Here is a 17,258-nt window from a genome sequence, read left to right as displayed (position 1 = left end):
TTTACGCTTTATTCAGAAGGACTCCAAAAATATGCGCCAAGAAACTCCAGAAAAAAAGAAGTTGTAACAAAAGTGTTCAGCTTATTTCCGTAGAAGCTGCTTCTGGAACACCGTGAATCAGAGGTTGTGAAATCAGCGGTTTGACCTGAGTATTAGAGAAACAAACGGAAAAATAGTTCCTCATATTTTGCCGTTTTTTGAGCTAATATCGAGGGACAGCTGATTGAACATCGTTTATTGGAGAGGTTGTAAAAAAGCTGTTCTGCATCAAGTAATAAGAACAGCCAAGTAAAAACAGCTCCTAATGTTTTTAACTTGGCTGGACTTATTACCGCAGATGCAAGCTTTTGAACACCGTTTATTCGCAAAAAAAGGACTGTGACACGGCTTTTGTCACAGTCCCCTTTTTTCGAATAATTATTGTCCCCCTGTCACCTTCACAATCACAAGTACATTATTCCTATGAATTAAATTATTTTTCTTCATTTTTCGTTGAACCATCTTCGTTCAACATTGCTTTTCTTGACAGATTTACGCGTCCTTGTTTATCGATTTCAGTTACTTTCACAAGGATCTCATCACCTAGTTTAACAACATCTTCGACTTTATTGACACGATCGTTTGCTAATTGGGAAATATGGACAAGTCCATCTTTTCCTTTGATCAAGTTGACGAATGCACCGAATTTTTCGATACGGACAACTTTCCCTAGATAAACTTCACCAACTTTGACTTCTTTGGTCAAATCTTCGATGATCTTGATAGCTTTTTTGATCATTTCTGCATCAGCTGAAGCAATACTTACTTTTCCATCTTGATCGATATCGATTTTCACACCAGTTTCATCGATGATTCCGTTGATCGTATCGCCGCCTTTACCGATAACATCTTTGATTTTAGCAGGTTCGATCTGGATCATTTCGATTTTTGGTGCATATTGGCTTAATTCTTCACGTGGAGCAGCAATCGTTGAAGTCAATTCTTCTAAGATTTCCATACGTGCTTGTTTTGCTTGAGTTAATGCTTCAGTTAGGATTTGTTCTGTGATTCCTTGAATCTTGATATCCATCTGTAAAGCAGTGATACCATCTTTTGTACCGGCAACTTTAAAGTCCATATCGCCAAGATGATCTTCCAGCCCTTGGATATCAGTTAGGATCGTATAGTTTTCACCATCAGAAACAAGTCCCATCGCAATACCGGCGACTGGTGCTTTGATTGGTACACCTGCATCCATCAATGCTAATGTGCCAGCACAGATACTTGCTTGGGAAGAAGAACCATTTGATTCCAATACTTCTGCTACTAAACGGATCGTATAAGGAAATTCTTCTTCTGAAGGGATTACTTGTGCTAACGCACGTTCACCTAATGCGCCATGTCCGATTTCCCGACGCCCTGGAGAGCCTGCACGTCCTGTAGAACCAACAGAAAATTGAGGGAAATTGTAGTGGTGGATGAATCGTTTGCTGACTTCCACCCCTAAACCATCAATGATTTGGTGCTCTCCTAGAGGTGCGAGTGTACAAGCTGATAAAGCTTGTGTTTGTCCTCGTGTGAACAAACCTGATCCATGTACACGTGGCAATAAGCTGACCTCTGATGACAATGGACGGATTTCATCCAATTTACGCCCGTCAGGACGGATCTTATCGATGGTGATCAATTCACGTACGACATCTTTTTCAAGATCTTCTGTGATTTGTTTAACTTCTTTCAACAAGTGATCTTCATCTTCATGACCTGCAAATTTCTCAGCATAAGCTTCGCGGATATCGATCTTCACTTGCTCGATATTATCTTCGCGAGCAAGTTTTTCTTCAGTCATTACTGCTGCTTTCATTGTAGCGTAAGAAGCATCAAAGATTTCTTTTTTCAATACTTCATCAACTTGCAGTAAAGTCACTTCCATTTTTTCTTTCCCTACTGCTTGAACGATTTCTTCTTGGAAAGCAACTAACTCTTTGATAGCGTCAAAACCAAACAGCAATGCACCAAGCATGTCTTCTTCTGAAACTTCTTTCGCGCCGCTTTCAACCATATTGATGGCTTGTTTCGTTCCGGCAACAGTCAATTCGATATCTGTTTGTTCTGCTTGTTCTACTGTTGGATTCAAGACGTACTCGCCATTTACACGACCAACTTCTACGCCTGCGATTGGGCCGTCAAATGGGATATCTGAGATTGATAGTGCTAAAGAAGAACCTAGCATTGCTGCCACAGCTGGCGAGCAGTCTGTTTCTACACTCATCACGATGTTCGTTACTTGGACTTCATTACGGAAGCCTTCTGCAAACATCGGGCGAATTGGACGGTCGATCAAACGGGCAGTCAATGTTGCTTCCGTACTTGGACGGCCTTCTCGTTTGATGAAACCTCCAGGGATTTTCCCTGCTGCATACATTTTTTCTTCATAATTGATCGTTAATGGGAAAAAGTCTGTATCTTTTGCTTCTTTAGAGGCCACAGCTGCACTTAAGACTACTGTATCTCCATAACGGACTAAAACGGCTCCGTTTGCTTGTTTTGCTAGCTGACCGACTTCGATTTGTAAGGGACGGCCGCCCCATGTCGTTTTGAATACTTGTTTTTCTGACATAACTTCTCCTTTTCCTTCTCGTGAAAGCAAGACGCTACTAAACAAATGAAAACTGCCGAAAGCCGTCTTTTGAGCAGCTTTCATTTGGTTAGTAGGAGTCCATCTAGCTTGATCACGGAATTTTACTTAATTGATATACGAGTAAAAAAAGTGAGATTCATGTGAATCCCACTCTTTTTGACTAAAATTAACGACGCAAGCCTAAACGTTTGATCAATTCGCGGTAACGTTGAACGTCAGTTTTACGTAAGTAAGCTAACAAGTTACGGCGGTGACCAACTTTTTTCATTAGGCCGCGGTATGAATGATGGTCTTTTTTGTGCACGCGTGCATGTTCATTCAAGTGGTTGATTTCTTCAGTTAATACAGCGATTTGTACTTCTGGAGAACCAGTATCCCCTTCATGGCGAGCGTATTCGTTGATGATTTCATTCTTGCGTTCTTTTGAAATTGCCATTTCTTTCACCTCTTTCGATTATTCCCCTGCGACTGAGTAAAACGTTGGTGATTCGCTTAACCAAGTGGCAGGTCATGTGCCTAGAGCACACAGCTATACTTTACCTGAAACCGGGTTGAAAATCAAGTAGTTAATCATTAAGAAAAGGTAGTTTTCAAACAATCTTACTACTACTTTTCCATTTTTGTGGTAAACTATAATGCGAAAATAGACTTGAAACACAGTCTTTTAAGAAAGGGGTACATATTCCATGATTACAATGGATGATATCATTCGTGAAGGAAATCCGACCTTACGCGAAGTTGCAAAAGAAGTTTCTCTTCCATTAAGCGAAGAAGATATCTCTTTAGGAAAAGAGATGCTTGAGTTCTTAAAAAACAGCCAAGATCCAATCAAAGCTGAAGAACTACACTTACGAGGCGGTGTTGGCTTAGCTGCTCCTCAATTAGATATTTCTAAAAGAATCATTGCTGTTCACGTACCAAGTCCTGACCCAGAGGCAGATAGACCTTCTCTAAGTACTGTTATGTATAATCCTAAAATTTTGAGCCATTCTGTTCAAGATGCTTGTTTAGGGGAAGGTGAAGGCTGTTTATCTGTTGATCGAGAAGTACCAGGATATGTTGTTCGCCATGCCAAAATCACTGTGTCTTATTATGATATGAATGGTGAAAAACACAAGATTCGTTTGAAGAATTATGAATCGATCGTCGTTCAACATGAAATCGACCATATCAACGGTGTGATGTTCTATGACCACATCAACGATCAAAATCCATTTGCACTAAAAGAAGGCGTATTGGTAATCGAGTAGAGAATTGGCAGGTTCCTTCGATACTATGCTACAAGAAAGCTTTATAAAAAAGGGGAGTGCTCAAAAGCTGCACTTCCCTTTTTTATGTTTCTCCACTAATCGAAATTTAGATAGACATCTAGAAATCGCAATTCCAAAAAATTCTGTGTATTGGATACGCATCTTTTCTTATTTTTTCTTATTTCTTCCATATGGGTGTTTATCTCAGAGATGATAGAATAGTTTCTAGGATAAAAAGTAGCAGCTACGATGTTATCCTTCGTAGAGGATTCCTGCTTCAGCTAGTTTTTGTTTGATGTTTTTCAGCATATGCTTTTCTGGGTAGCAGATCGTATGCAGATGGATGCCGCCTGTTAATTCGGATAACAAAGTAGCATTACTTTTTTGATAACGTCTCATAAAGGAATCGATATCTTGTGGCGTTTTGATGTGCAAAGTTCCTGCTAACTCACCGTAAAGGGGATGTTCCACAATTACATCAATGATTTCACCACCATTTTCAACGATTAGTCTCAGTTCTTCTTCTGTTTGATCTTTTCCATGCTGGACAGCGATTTTACTGATGTGCCCAGTATTGGTTTCTTCTGTTTCGAGGATATAACCTCTTGCTGTTGCCACGATACTTTTACCTGCAGCTCGTAGTAAAGCAATATCGCCTACAATGATCTGACGGCTGACTCCAAAAGTTTTCGCAAACTTGCTAGCACTCACTGGTTTTTCTGTATTTGCCAAGGTTTGCATGATTTGTTTTCGCCGTGTCTCTCCTTCGATCACACTTATTCCTCCTTCATTTTGTTTTGGTATTCGCGCGAGTGTTTCATCAAATCAACATACGTGTCTGTTATTGTTTCCTTATATCCCTTATTTTTCAGAAGACTAACAACTTTATCCAATACTTGCTGCTCTCTTTTTGCATCATAAACTGCTTGGTTTTCTTCTTTTTTCACTTGTCCTATTTTAGTTACCGTATCCATTCTTTTTTCTAATAAAGCAACCAACTCTCGATCGATCATATCGATCTTATGACGTAATGTTTCAAGAGACTCTTCTGTTAGTTCTTCCTCTACTGTCTTGATGATACGAGCAGGATTTCCTGCAATCACTACATTGTCGGGAAAAGATTTGGTCACAACCGAACCTGCGCCGACTACTACGTTGTCCCCTAGAGTGACACCCGGCGTGACGATAACTCCTCCGCCTAACCAAACATTATTACCGATTTTAATGGGTTTTGCGTACTCCAGACCGCTGTTACGTTTCACTGGATGTAGTGGATGCGTCGCCGTGTAAAGCTGGACATTCGGAGCGAACATGCAGTTATCACCGATTTCAATCGTGCTGACATCTAAAAATGTACAATTGAAATTTGCATAAAAATTCTCCCCAACAAATATATTATATCCGTAATCAAAATTGATAACTGGCTCCATATAGATTTTTTTCCCTGTACGGCCAAAAGTCTCTTTCAACAATTGGGATCGCAGTTCCGCTGATTCTGCTTGGTTGATGATTTGGCTTTGACTTCTTGCAAACATACGGTCGGCAACCAGCTCAGGATCATTGGCAAAATAAAGCTCGCCTGCAATCATTTTTTCTTTTTCGGTTTTGAATTCAGTCATAATCTGCTCCTAATTCTTGTATTTTTTTGAAAACAACCGCTCCGTCTTCTTGAATAAACGTATAAGGCTCCGCTAAATAAACAGGCGTTTGATTGATTACTAAGATTTTGGCTGACGGCTGGCGAAACTGTACCAGATCACAAAACGGATGAACTTGAAAACTCGTTCCAACAATGACGATCAGCTCTGCTTGGCTGACGGCATAAGCCGCCTGCTCCATGACTCCATCTTGAAACCCTTCACCATATAACACGATGTCTGGGCGTATTTGTCCTCCGCATGCTTGATGTTTGTCGCTGTGAAGATATTCTTTCCAGTCTACCGTTTGTTGACACTTTCGACAATGACATTGATACAGACTCCCATGAAAATTGACGAGTTGCGGGCTTTTAGCCTTTGCGTGCAAACCGTCGATGTTTTGGGAAACAACCCAAACATTTTTTTCTTTCGCTAGATGTGCTATTTCCAAATGAATGATATTGGGTTTTGCTTCAGGATGATAAATCTTTTTGACAAATTGATAGAATTTATCCGGTTCATTCACCATTGCTTGATGACTCAGCAAGTATTCCGGCTGCTCCATCCCGTGGTAGATTCCTGACAAAGATCGATAGTCTGGCACTCCAGAAGGTGTGGATACCCCTGCACCGGTCAAAAATGTAATTTGCTGATAAGCTAATATCTCTTTTGCTGCTTCGTCTACTGTTAATTGTTTCATGTTTTGTCACCTCACTTTCCATTATAGCCCATACTCGAACAAATTTATTGTTGAAAAGTCAGAAAAATGGGAATAAAAAAGTGTTATGGGCATTTGAACAATTTATCACAATGTCCACTGACAAAAGAATGAAAACGTGTTACAATACTGCTGTATAAAAGTGAGGTGAATCGATATGTTACCATTCTTTATTTATTGGGGCGTTATTCTGGCTTGTATCGCCTGGTTAGCGTTAAGCGTTTATTTCTCTGTTTTTTATCTTGTACGCAAAGAAAATGGAAATCTTTGGGCTTTTGCTTTATTCAACGTGATTGCCGCAATTGTTTTAGCCATTACATTAGCCGTATATCGAACATGGGGCTGGGGAATCACCCAATACTCAAGTTTGATTTATCTAATATTAGCCATTTATGGCGTCGTTGTTCTTTTGCAAGCGATCCTAGGACGTGAGCCAAAGAAAGCGGCAGCTTAAATGATCGAGATGGAACTGGACACAGGAAATTTTCTGTTCTAGTTCTTTTTTTATTGTATTACATACATTTTTGTGTATAATTATACTATCGTTTACAATGGATAGATGATTCACATTTTGATTGTTTTTTCGGTAAAAGTAAAGATTTCTATATTTATCAGTATTTTTTCAAAAAACAGCAGTTATAGATTGACAAAGCCTCTCGAGTATCGTAAACTTTTTTTGTATAAATAACTGAATACGAGATGCCTCAATCAATGAGGTAGAGGTCGCGAGAATCATTAACCCTGTGGAGTGAAGCAAACATGGAGAAGCAGGAATAGGGAGGATCGCCGAAATGTGCACTTTTTTGCTTGGAGTGTATGTTGGGACGCAAGTTAAGAGCTTGCGGACTGTCTTAGCAGTGATGCTAAGTTGCGCTATGTTTTGTGAGAGGTTTATCACCTTATGGAATTTTAGCGGCCTTTTTATATCTATAAATCGGTCGCTTTTTATTTTTTCAGATAAAGCTTTACCGCATTTCATCTAGACCGCTCGTGTATCATATAATCAGAAAGGGAGAAAAAAATGAAAAAAAATATGGTTTCAGTTGCCGTACTATTTGCTTTTGTCTTCTCACTATTCAGCGTGGGATCTCTGGCAAATGCAGATGAAAAAACACCGAGCGATGAGTTTCGCGTAGGTATGGAGGCTGGGTATGCACCCTTCAACTGGTCTCAACAAACAGATGAGAATAATGCCTTGCCAATTCAAGGCCAAAATAGTTACGCCGGCGGTTATGATGTTCAAATCGCTAAAAAAGTAGCAGATGGTTTAGGGAAAAAATTAGTCATCGTCCAAACGAAATGGGATGGTCTGGCTCCTGCCCTTCAATCAGGCAAGATCGACGCGATCATCGCCGGAATGAGCCCTACTGCTGAACGACGAAAAGAAATTGATTTTACCGATCCTTATTACGAATCACAATTAGTAGTAGTAGTTCAAAAAGATAGCAAATATGCAAAAGCAAAAAGTTTAGCAGATCTTTCTGGAGCAAAGATCACTGCTCAGTTAAATACATTCCACTATACTGTGATCGATCAGATACCAGATGTGCAGAAACAACAAGCAATGGATAATTTCTCAGCAATGAGAACAGCTTTAGCTTCTGGAATGATCGATGGTTATGTCAGCGAACGTCCGGAAGGTGTAACGGCAACTAGTGTGAACAAAGACTTGGAAATGCTTGAATTCAGCGGTGCAGATGGTTTCCAGACAAACCCGGAAGATGTTCAGATTTCTGTTGGTATGCGTAAAGGCGACCCGGATATCCAAAAAGTAAACCAGATTCTTTCTGGCATCTCTAACGATGAACGAACCAAAATTATGGACCAAGCAGTCAAAGATCAGCCTGCTGCAACTGATAGTGAAGAAAAACCTGGCATCATTTCTGATTTCACTACGATTTGGAAACAATACGGCAATATGTTCTTACGAGGTGCTGGACTTACCTTGTTCATCGCATTGATCGGGACAGTTGTCGGTACTACACTTGGATTACTGATTGGTGTCTTCCGTTCGGTACCTGAATCAGGAAATGCACTGACTCGCTTCTTCCAAAAAATCGGAAATGCACTTCTTTCTATCTATGTCGAAGTATTCCGCGGAACACCGATGATGGTACAAGCAATGGTCATCTTCTACGGTCTGGCACTCGCTTTTGGCATTTCATTGAACCGAACGATTGCCGCTTTGTTTATTGTCTCTCTCAATACTGGAGCTTACATGACAGAGATCGTTCGTGGGGGGATTTTTGCAGTAGATGAAGGGCAGTTCGAAGCTGCGCAAGCCATTGGTATGACCCATGGCCAAACGATGAGAAAAGTTGTTATTCCACAGGTTTTACGGAATATCTTGCCAGCAACAGGAAATGAGTTTGTTATCAATATCAAAGATACAGCAGTTTTAAGTGTAATCGGCGTAGCTGATTTGTTCTTCCAAGGAAACTCTGCTTCCGGTGCGAATTTCCAATTCTTCCAAACATTTACGATCGTCGGGATCATCTACTTAGTCATGACCTTTACGATCACCAGAATCCTGCGGGCGGTAGAAAAGAAAATCGATGGTCCTTCAGCTTATACCAAGCTTGAAGAAATCGACAATTCAAATTTGCAGGAATAAGGAGGAAGAATCATGAATGAAAAAATTATTGAAATCAATCATCTAAGAAAAAGCTTCGGTGAAAATGAAGTATTGAAAGATATCAGCGTAACAGTCAATAAAGGTGAAGTTGTGACGATCATCGGTTCTTCCGGTTCTGGTAAATCTACTTTCTTGCGCTGTATCAATTTACTGGAAAAACCAACAGGCGGCGAGATCATTTATAATGGAGAAAATGTATTAGCTCCTAAATATAATTTACCTAAATATCGAACGAATCTAGGTATGGTTTTCCAATCCTTCAACCTGTTCAACAATATGAATGTCTTGGAAAACTGTATGTCTGGTCAAACAACTGTCCTGAAACGTGATAAAGAAACTGCCAAAAAAGTAGCAATCGAAAATCTGGAAAAAGTTGGTATGGATCGTTATATCGAAGCCAAACCAGCACAATTATCTGGTGGACAGAAACAGCGTGTCGCAATTGCTCGGGCATTATCAATGAATCCAGATGTATTGCTATTCGACGAACCTACTTCGGCGTTAGACCCTGAAATGGTTGGTGAAGTGCTTAATACGATCAAAGACTTAGCACATACTGGCTTGACGATGCTTATTGTAACGCATGAAATGGAATTTGCAAAAGATGTATCTGACCGTGTCATTTTTATGGATAAAGGTGTGATTGCAGAAGAAGGTACACCAGAAGATATCTTTGTCCATCCGAAAGAAGAACGTACAAAAGAATTCCTTTCACGTATTTTAAATGCTTAGGATCAATAGCTGATCGAGACAGGGAGCTGCGGTGTTTACCGCAGTTCTTTTTTATGAATTACTCATAAAAGGTAAATTTCTGAAAATTTTGGAATCTTAGTTGTGTTTTTCAGAAAAGTCTCTTAATATGGAAGTAATTAAACTTTTTTAGTTAGGATGATTTAAAAATGAATGAAGATCAAGAACTGCAGCGTGGACTGAAAAATAGACATGTCCAACTGATTTCTATTGGCGGAGCGATTGGAACGGGGTTGTTTTTAGGTTCCGGAAAGTCTATCCAGCTAGCTGGCCCTTCGATATTGCTCGCCTATCTTATTACTGGATGCATCTGTTTTTTCATTATGCGTGCGTTAGGCGAACTTCTGTTATCAAACACCAATAACCATTCTTTTCTGGATTTTGTTGCAGAATATCTTGGCAAAAAAGCGGCTTTCATCACTGGCTGGACGTATTGGTTCTGCTGGGTATCGATTGCAATGGCCGATTTAACAGCCATCGGAATGTATGTACGCTACTGGGCGCCTGGTGTTCCTCAGTGGCTTCCTGAACTGATTGCATTAGGTCTTCTTCTTTGCTTGAATATGGTGGCTGTCTCATTGTTTGGTGAGTTAGAGTTTTGGTTTGCATTGATCAAAGTTGTAGCGATCATTGCCTTTATCCTCGTAGGAGCTTATATGATCCTCACCCACTATACGACAGATATTGGCACAGCCAGTATCACGAATCTATGGTCTCATGGCGGATTCTTTCCAACTGGTGCAAAAGGATTTATCTTAGCTTTCCAAATGGTAACCTTTGCTTTTGCTGGGATAGAATTAGTTGGATTAGTCGCTGGAGAAACAGAAAATCCTGAAAAAGTGTTGCCGGAAGCTATCAATAATATTCCTATCAGGATCATCTTATTTTACTTAGGATCTCTTTTTGTCATTATGGCAATCTATCCATGGAACAGCTTGAATCCAGATAACAGTCCATTTGTAGAAGTATTTTCGGAAATTGGGATCACGATTGCTGCTTCCTTGATCAATTTAGTCGTATTAAGTGCAGCAGCTTCTGCCTGCAACAGTGCAATATATAGTACAGGACGTATGCTTCGTTCTTTAGCGCAAGAAGGCAGTGCCCCTAAAAAATTCAAAAAGTTAACAACACATCATGTGCCAGGGAATGCTTTGACATTTTCTACTATCGTCATTTTCATTTCTGTTATCTTGAATTACGTGATGCCTAGTGAAGTATTCACACTAGTAAGCAGTATTGCCACTACTTGTTTCTTGTTTATCTGGAGTATGCTTGTCTACACGCACATGAAATATCGTAAAAGTATCCTCGGCAAAAAAGCTCATTCATTTAAAATGCCGTTGTACCCATTTAGTAATTATCTGGTATTTCTTTACATGGCCTTTGTGTGTGTCGTCTTGTTCCTAGGAAAAGATACGAGAATCGCTTTATTACTAACACCTGTGTGGTTCTTGCTTCTATTACTGATCTATCATATGAAATATGAACGTAAGAAGTAAGAAAGTAGTTGTGACAGAAGTGGTCAGCTTCGAGAAATAAGAAGGAATTTACGAAAATTGCTTCTTAAATTTTTGTGAAATTTCGGCTTATTTCTTGGAGTTAAACGCTTCTGTCCCAGCCTCTTTTCTATTTCCCCGGAAACAACCGCTGATAATAGGCATCTGCTTTTTTATAGGAAAAAATCCAAATACCAGATACAAAAAAACGTCCGAATAACCCGATCAACGGTACAAAAAAGACACCGGCAATCAAGCATAAGTTAATCATCATGGAGATAAGACTTCGACGGTCCTTTGACAAAACTCTCACGACATGGGAATCTGGTTTATTTGCTTTCATGATTTGCCTCATCAAGATACCAAAAGAAAAACTCCACATCGTGTATACTAAGACATAAGCCATCTCAGGCCAAAAAGCTTCAGGGTTACGCCCGACCCAACTAGTAACAGAAGGACATAAAGTCAGCCAGAAGAGCCAAAAGATATTCGACCAGACCACTCGGTAATTAATTCGTTCTGCCATCTGAAATATACGATGATGGTTCACCCAGATCACCGCAACAAATATAAAGCTGATGGTATAAGCTAATAATGTATTTCGGATGACCCATAAAGAATGAAAGCTAGATGTATTAGGGATCTTGATCTCTAATACAAGAACTGTCAAAACAATGGCTACCACTCCATCAGTAAATGCTTCTAATCTCGACTTTGTCACGATGATTCCTCCTCAGATGATTCAGCGCTTTTATTTTATCACTTACGTTATTAAATAACCATCGTTTTATATAGGAAATTTTCTGAAAATTGTTGCATATTTTTCGAAATTTTGTTACTTTTAAAAAAACCGTAAAGGAGTTATGTATGACAAAAAAATTATCATTTAAAGACTATCTTTTTATAGGCTCCATGCTTTTCGGTCTATTTTTTGGTGCTGGAAATCTTATCTTTCCCGTTCATTTGGGTCAAGAAGCAGGCGCTGCTACCTTTTGGGCGAATCTAGGTTTCTTGGTTACCGGTATCGGTCTTCCCTTCTTAGGGGTGATTGCCATTGGTGTATCGAAAAGCTCAGGTGTATATGAATTAGCAAAACGGATAAATCAAACATATGCGATGGTTTTTACCATCTTGCTTTACTTAGTTATCGGACCGTTTTTTGCTTTACCTCGCCTTGCAACCACATCTTTCGAGATTGGTTTAGCACCATTTATCGATCCTAGCAGACAGACGCTATATCTAGCAATTTTCAGTATTGTATTTTTTGTGCTGGCTTGGTGGTTTTCAAGAAAACCGACAAAGATATTAGATTATGTTGGAAAGTTCCTGAATCCTGCATTTTTGGTTTTATTAGGTGCTTTGCTTCTCCTTGCTTTTTTGAATCCACTAGGTTCTGTAAATCAAGCGCCTATTCAGCCAAATTATCAAGAGCATGCTTTTTTCACAGGGTTTACTCAAGGATATAACACATTAGATGCGCTTGCTGCTTTAGCATTTGGGATCATCATTGTCACAACAATCCAAAACATGGGTGTAACAAAACCTGCTGAAATCGCTAAAGACACGATCAAATCTGGTGCGATCAGCATTATATTGATGGGAATCATTTATACTTTGCTCGCTTATTTAGGTGCTATGAGCTTAGGTAGCTTTGCTCTAAGTGAAAATGGCGGGATCACGCTGGCTCAGATTGCTGATCATTATTTAGGTACTTATGGCAGTATCTTATTAGCATTTATCGTTATATTAGCTTGTTTGAAGACCGGTATTGGTTTGATTACAGCTTTTGCAGAAACATTCACAGATTTGTTTCCGCAAAGAAATTACGCATTCTTTGTTGCACTTGCTAGTATCCTTCCTTGTTTAGCTGCAAACGTAGGCTTGACGAATATCATTCAATTTTCGTTGCCTGTTTTGATGTTCATCTATCCATTAGCAATGACACTGATTTTACTAGTGTTAGTTGGTCCTTTGTTTAAGCAGCGTACGGCTGTTTATCGAATGACTACTTATTTTACATTGATTGCTTCGATTTTTGATGGGTTGAACGCTTGCCCAGAAACTATCAAACAAACACCTATTGTTCAAAATCTTTTACATGTTGCGGAAAGCTACTTGCCGTTTTTCAAATTGGGGATGGGGTGGATCGTACCAGCAGTTATCGGTTTTGTTATCGGACTGATTTGGAGTTTCGCTAAGAAAGAAGAAGTAGCAGATTGATAAAAGAGGTTGTGAAAGAGACGTTCAGCCTTGAGCAATAAAAAGTAATTTTGAAAAATAGCTTCTCATATTTTACAAAATTGTGCCTTATTGCCGATAGGCTGTCTCTTGAACACCGTTTATTGAGAGGTCGTGAAAAAGCCGCTTAGTTTCGAGTATTAAGAAATATTTTGTGAAAATGGCTTCTCACATTTTTGCATAAATTTGACTTAATACCGAGAAACTGGCTTTTGAACACCGTTTATTGAGAGGTCGTGAAAAAGCCGCTTAGTTTCGAGTATTAAGAAATATTTTGTGAAAATGGCTTCTCACATTTTTGCATAAATTTGACTTAATACCGAGAAACTGACTTTTGAACACCGTTTATTGAGAGGTCGTGAAAAAGCCGCTTAGTTTCAAGTATTAAGAAATATTTTGTGAAAATGGCTTCTCACATTTTTGCATAAATTTGACTTAATACCGAGAAACTGGCTTTTGAACACCGTTTATTGAGCGTCTATAAACTGACCTGAGTATTAGAGAAACAAAACGGCAAAGTAGCTCCATATACTTTGCCGTTTTGTTTTGAACTAATACCGAAGAGAAGCTGATCAAACAACATTTCTTTTATAATATAGATTTTAGACATATATATGATATAAAAATAGTTTTCGCAAAAAAACTTGAGAGTATAAAATATTTTGTGTAAATGAAAAAATCCATACAAAAAAGGAAGTCCCTTCTGTAGAATAAAGTTAACGACAACCAATTCACAGAAAAGAGGACTTCCCTATGAATGATTTTACTACAGAAATTGTGCAAACTCTAGTCACTAAAGGCGATTTAAATGAATTATTCCGTTCGCACTTAGAAAAAGCGATAAACACACTCCTACGGACTGAATTAACGGCTTTTTTAGATTACGAAAAATATGATCGCACTGGTTTTAATTCAGGTAATTCGAGAAACGGTTCTTACTTTCGATCAATCAAAACCGAATATGGTGAATTAACATTGGAAATACCTAGAGATCGTAATGGTGAGTTTAAACAACAAACTTTACCAGCCTACAAAAGAACAAACGATACATTGGAAACCACTATTATCCATTTATTCGAAAAAGGTGTTACGATGTCTGAAATTGCTGATTTGATCGAAAAAATGTACGGTCATCACTATACTCCACAAACCATGTCCAACATGACTAAAGTTCTGACTGAAGAAGTAAATGCCTTTAAATCCAGAGCCTTAAATGATAAGTATGTCGCTATTTTTATGGACGCTACTTACATTCCACTAAAACGTCAAACTGTATCCAAAGAAGCGATTTATATTGCCATTGGTATACGAGAAGACGGCACTAAAGAAGTACTGAGTTATGCGATTGCTCCAACTGAATCAACATACGTTTGGAATGAGCTACTACAGGATATTAACTCCAGAGGAGTTCAAGAAGTCTTGCTTTTTATTACGGACGGCTTAAAAGGCATGAAAGATACTATCCATCAAATTTATCCTAAAGCAAAATATCAGCATTGTTGTATCCATGTATCTCGTAATATCGCTCATAAAGTACGTGTCAAAGACCGAAAAGAAATCTGTGATGACTTTAAGGCTGTTTATCAAGCTAACTCAAAAGAAGAAGCGAATACCTTCTTATCCGGCATGATTGAGAAATGGAAGAAAAACTATCCTAAAGTGACGCAGTCACTCATAGAAAACCAAGACTTATTAACTTTTTATGATTTTCCACCTAGCATTCGTAGAACCATTTACTCAACCAATCTAATCGAGTCTTTCAATAAGCAAATTAAAAGATACAGCCGTAGAAAAGAGCAGTTTCAAAATGAAGAATCACTAGAACGCTTTCTAGTCAGCATTTTTGATACATACAATCAAAAATTTCTAAACAGAAGCCATAAAGGTTTTCAACAGGTAACCGATACATTAGTTTCAATGTTTACTGAGTAACTAATTATTTTGCAGGAGGACAATTTATTTACACAAAATTATTGACGCTCCCAAAAACTTAACAACTTTCGAAAACTTTCGTCACAAAATATTCACAACTAATGACTATTATATAAGCATACCAACAAACAACCCTAACAACACTTTTTCATTTTTAACTCCTTATCCTGCTAGCTCCCCGGCTAGCAGGACCTTTTTTTATCAAAAAAACTTGTCCCATACAATCGATTCAACTAATCAACCGAATGCTGTCATGCTGTGATACTCATCGTAAAACGCTCCGTTTTACCGATATCCGTTTAAAGCATTCGGTTATTTTTGATTAGTAATGATTGATGGTACAAGCTCATACGTGCTTTTCTATCTGGTATACATTATTTTGATAACCGTTCCTGTTCTCCTGCTGGCGAAAGGATTGTTATTTTTTCAATTTGTTCTACGGGAACCATGCGGATCTGCTGCTCTTCGTTTTGTAGGCGGATCATTACTCGGTCTTTTTCGACCGTTTTTGTCGCCACCCAACCTGAGATTGTTTCATACTTGCTACTCAAACGATTCGCTCTTACTTGTAAGATAACTAAACTATGTTCAGTCGCAGCTTTTTTCAGCTCAAGAATAAACTTTCCTTGCAATCGTACATTCTTAGCATGTTCTTCAGTGTCATTTACAAAAGAATCAAAAAGTTGATACGAAGTATGAGTAACTAACTTCGTAAGCTTCTTCATTGGTGATACTGTCTCTTCGTTCATCGAATGCACTCCTCCTTTAGCTAAGAAAGTGTTACTTAATTAATTTTATTTTACCTAACATTTTACAAAAAAACAAGGAAATGCTCTAACATCGCCTTAAAAAGAAAGCGTTAACTTTACAAATTGTTCGTTATTTTATTTTCGTCAATCCAAATATTCCACCAATGATTCAGGCCTTCTGTGATCAAGTGATATGTCTCATCAAAGTTATTGGTATAGTATGGGTCGGGAACATTTTCTTTTTCTTTTCCAGGAATGCTACTTAAAAACAAATGGATTTTCCCCTGCGCTGAGCGTGGTGCTCTTCGTTTCAGTTCTTCTACATTTTCTTGATCCATGCCAATGATCCAATCAAAAGTTTCAAAATCGCGGGGTGTGATTTGCCGAGCAACCATATTCGTCATATCTACTTTTTCTTGGTTTAATATTTTTTTCGTTCCAGGGTGCGGTGTCTTTCCAACTTCATACGTGCTTGTAGCAGCAGAATCCACAAAAAATTCTGCTTCCCTTCCTTCTAATGCTATTCGTTTTCTCAGCAAGCCTTCTGCCATCGGTGAACGGCAAATATTTCCCAAACAAACAAATAAAATTTTTGTCATTTCCCCATCTCCTTTTAGCGATCATTGCTTTTCCAACAAAAAATTTTTCTATTACTGTTCTTCCAACTCTTCTTTTGCATAAAGACGATAAGAATATAATTCCGTATCCTTGGCTAAACGGAAAAGCTGCATAGCGATTTCCATCGGTGTTTCTTCATATTCATTCGTGATCCAATTGACTAATACACCACTGCAACCGTAAGAAAAAAAACGAGCATAAAATAGTTTGTCTCTTGCAGAAAGTTGTCTTTCTTCATCCATTTGTTCAAAAATCTTGATAAATGATTTTTGGATCAGTTGAGAAAACTCTTTTTGTAAAATTTCTGGGTCAGAAAGCACAGTATTTGCATAAAATTCTTTCTTCTCAGCAATTGCTTTCAGCATTTTCAATGCTTGCTCTTCCCAATTATCAAGTGAAAGACATTGTGGATCTAAATAATGCAATGCATCCTCACAATAGACCCAACGAAGCAAATCGTATTTATCTGTAAAATGATAATAAAATGTTTGTCGATTGATTTTTGCTTCATTTGCGATTTTTTGGACGCTGATTTTTCGAAAAGATTGCGTTTGGCACAAATCAATCAATACGTTTTTGATCAATTGTTTCGTACGTGTTGTATCACTCATTCAT

16 protein-coding genes and 1 riboswitch are annotated in these 17,258 nt (G+C 38.5%); of the genes, 7 read left to right on the top strand and 9 right to left on the bottom strand.

Going from position 1 to position 17,258, the window contains the following annotated elements; all coding sequences use genetic code 11:
- Nucleotides 1-472: 472 nt before the first annotated feature.
- Together pnp and rpsO are read right to left on the bottom strand one after the other, a co-directional pair.
- Entirely contained in the window at nucleotides 473-2,599 is a 2,127-nt protein-coding gene (pnp, locus tag RBL01_RS00800) for a polyribonucleotide nucleotidyltransferase (RefSeq protein WP_002327534.1), read from the bottom strand.
- Nucleotides 2,600-2,786: 187 nt separating this feature from the next.
- A complete protein-coding gene (rpsO, locus tag RBL01_RS00795; protein WP_002289282.1) occupies nucleotides 2,787-3,056 on the bottom strand; it encodes a 30S ribosomal protein S15 in 270 nt (89 codons plus the stop codon).
- Nucleotides 3,057-3,306: 250 nt separating this feature from the next.
- Here rpsO and def point away from each other — a divergent pair, with 250 nt between their 5' ends.
- Nucleotides 3,307-3,870 (top strand): peptide deformylase, encoded by a 564-nt coding sequence (def, locus tag RBL01_RS00790; RefSeq protein ID WP_307780901.1) that lies wholly within the window; start codon nucleotides 3,307-3,309, stop codon nucleotides 3,868-3,870.
- 252 nt (nucleotides 3,871-4,122) lie between these two features.
- Here def and RBL01_RS00785 read toward each other — a convergent pair whose 3' ends face one another.
- The 3 genes from RBL01_RS00785 to RBL01_RS00775 are packed head-to-tail and all read right to left on the bottom strand — an operon-like array spanning nucleotide 4,123 to nucleotide 6,207.
- On the bottom strand, nucleotides 4,123-4,644 hold the full coding sequence (locus tag RBL01_RS00785; protein ID WP_307780902.1) for a transcription repressor NadR: 522 nt from the start codon (nucleotides 4,642-4,644) through the stop codon (nucleotides 4,123-4,125).
- A gap of 2 nt (nucleotides 4,645-4,646) precedes the next feature.
- On the bottom strand, nucleotides 4,647-5,489 hold the full coding sequence (locus RBL01_RS00780) for a chorismate mutase (protein ID WP_002294234.1): 843 nt from the start codon (nucleotides 5,487-5,489) through the stop codon (nucleotides 4,647-4,649).
- Nucleotides 5,482-6,207, bottom strand: a complete 726-nt coding sequence (locus tag RBL01_RS00775; protein ID WP_002297083.1) for an NAD-dependent protein deacylase — start codon at nucleotides 6,205-6,207, stop codon at nucleotides 5,482-5,484. Before RBL01_RS00775 ends, RBL01_RS00780 begins: the two co-directional genes overlap by 8 nt.
- Nucleotides 6,208-6,382: 175 nt before the next feature.
- On the opposite strand from RBL01_RS00775, the gene RBL01_RS00770 reads away from it, so the two are divergent.
- From RBL01_RS00770 to RBL01_RS00755, 4 genes are all read left to right on the top strand, one after another.
- On the top strand, nucleotides 6,383-6,679 hold the full coding sequence (locus RBL01_RS00770) for a hypothetical protein (RefSeq protein ID WP_002293448.1): 297 nt from the start codon (nucleotides 6,383-6,385) through the stop codon (nucleotides 6,677-6,679).
- Between the two features lie 255 nt (nucleotides 6,680-6,934).
- A riboswitch (Lysine riboswitch) is annotated at nucleotides 6,935-7,109 on the top strand.
- 137 nt (nucleotides 7,110-7,246) lie between these two features.
- Complete coding sequence (locus RBL01_RS00765; RefSeq protein ID WP_002297081.1) at nucleotides 7,247-8,839, top strand: ABC transporter permease subunit; 1,593 nt, start codon at nucleotides 7,247-7,249, stop codon at nucleotides 8,837-8,839.
- Between the two features lie 12 nt (nucleotides 8,840-8,851).
- The gene (locus tag RBL01_RS00760; RefSeq protein WP_002317066.1) at nucleotides 8,852-9,592 is read left to right on the top strand and encodes an amino acid ABC transporter ATP-binding protein; all 741 of its coding nucleotides are present in this window, start codon (nucleotides 8,852-8,854) and stop codon (nucleotides 9,590-9,592) included.
- Between the two features lie 167 nt (nucleotides 9,593-9,759).
- The gene (locus tag RBL01_RS00755; RefSeq protein WP_002317065.1) at nucleotides 9,760-11,109 is read left to right on the top strand and encodes an amino acid permease; all 1,350 of its coding nucleotides are present in this window, start codon (nucleotides 9,760-9,762) and stop codon (nucleotides 11,107-11,109) included.
- Between the two features lie 127 nt (nucleotides 11,110-11,236).
- Here the strand turns inward: RBL01_RS00755 and RBL01_RS00750 are convergent, their stop codons facing one another.
- Nucleotides 11,237-11,827, bottom strand: coding sequence for a TMEM175 family protein (locus tag RBL01_RS00750; RefSeq protein WP_002307369.1), 591 nt, complete (start codon nucleotides 11,825-11,827; stop codon nucleotides 11,237-11,239).
- 146 nt (nucleotides 11,828-11,973) lie between these two features.
- On the opposite strand from RBL01_RS00750, the gene brnQ reads away from it, so the two are divergent.
- Together brnQ and RBL01_RS00740 are read left to right on the top strand one after the other, a co-directional pair.
- Complete coding sequence (gene brnQ / locus RBL01_RS00745; RefSeq protein ID WP_002307366.1) at nucleotides 11,974-13,326, top strand: branched-chain amino acid transport system II carrier protein; 1,353 nt, start codon at nucleotides 11,974-11,976, stop codon at nucleotides 13,324-13,326.
- 771 nt (nucleotides 13,327-14,097) lie between these two features.
- Nucleotides 14,098-15,276 carry an IS256-like element ISEf1 family transposase gene (locus tag RBL01_RS00740; protein ID WP_000997695.1) on the top strand — a complete coding sequence of 393 codons (1,179 nt, stop codon included), beginning with the start codon at nucleotides 14,098-14,100 and terminating at the stop codon, nucleotides 15,274-15,276.
- Nucleotides 15,277-15,650: 374 nt separating this feature from the next.
- On the opposite strand, the gene RBL01_RS00735 is transcribed toward RBL01_RS00740, so the two are convergent.
- From RBL01_RS00735 to RBL01_RS00725, 3 genes are all read right to left on the bottom strand, one after another.
- Nucleotides 15,651-16,025, bottom strand: a complete 375-nt coding sequence (locus RBL01_RS00735; protein ID WP_002317064.1) for a hypothetical protein — start codon at nucleotides 16,023-16,025, stop codon at nucleotides 15,651-15,653.
- Nucleotides 16,026-16,141: 116 nt separating this feature from the next.
- Nucleotides 16,142-16,624 carry a low molecular weight protein-tyrosine-phosphatase gene (locus RBL01_RS00730; protein ID WP_002319457.1) on the bottom strand — a complete coding sequence of 161 codons (483 nt, stop codon included), beginning with the start codon at nucleotides 16,622-16,624 and terminating at the stop codon, nucleotides 16,142-16,144.
- 51 nt (nucleotides 16,625-16,675) lie between these two features.
- Complete coding sequence (locus RBL01_RS00725; protein WP_002289813.1) at nucleotides 16,676-17,254, bottom strand: TetR/AcrR family transcriptional regulator; 579 nt, start codon at nucleotides 17,252-17,254, stop codon at nucleotides 16,676-16,678.
- Nucleotides 17,255-17,258 lie beyond the last annotated feature (4 nt).

It is taken from the genome of Enterococcus sp. SB12, assembly GCF_030910025.2.
GTDB lineage: Bacteria > Bacillota > Bacilli > Lactobacillales > Enterococcaceae > Enterococcus_B > Enterococcus_B faecium.
This window is presented reverse-complemented; position numbering and strand designations above follow the sequence as displayed.